This window comes from Myxococcaceae bacterium JPH2, assembly GCA_016458225.1.
Lineage (GTDB): Bacteria > Myxococcota > Myxococcia > Myxococcales > Myxococcaceae > Citreicoccus.
Genome location: JAEMGR010000098.1, coordinates 1 through 340, shown reverse-complemented (window position 1 = coordinate 340; position 340 = coordinate 1). Strand labels below are relative to the sequence as shown.

1 protein-coding gene is annotated in these 340 nt (G+C 67.6%); it reads right to left on the bottom strand.

Features of this window, described 5'->3' with window-relative positions:
* The coding region (locus JGU66_36265) for a hypothetical protein (protein MBJ6766231.1) at positions 1–340 on the bottom strand (340 nt) is incomplete at both ends.

Below are 340 nucleotides of genomic sequence, written 5' to 3'. Positions count from 1 at the left end.
GAGGAGTTGCTGACGCTCGTGCTGGGGCAGCAGCGGCAGGTGCGCGAGCTGCGCGTCAGGCTGGGCGACGATGCCATCGAGGAGGATGCGCAGGTGCTCTGCCATCCGCACGATGGTGCGCTGCTCGAAGAGGTCGGTGCTGTACTCCAGTGAGCCTTGCAGGCCGTGGTCGGTTTCGACGAACGCGACGCTGAGATCGAACTTCGAGCTGCGGGTCTCGAACTCGACGGGCTTGAGAGAGAGGCCCGGGAGTTGGAGCGCGCGCGAGGGCACGTTCTGGAGCGCGAGGAGCGACTGGAAGAGCGGTGCGTGGCTGAGGCTGCGCGCGGGCTGGAGCGCT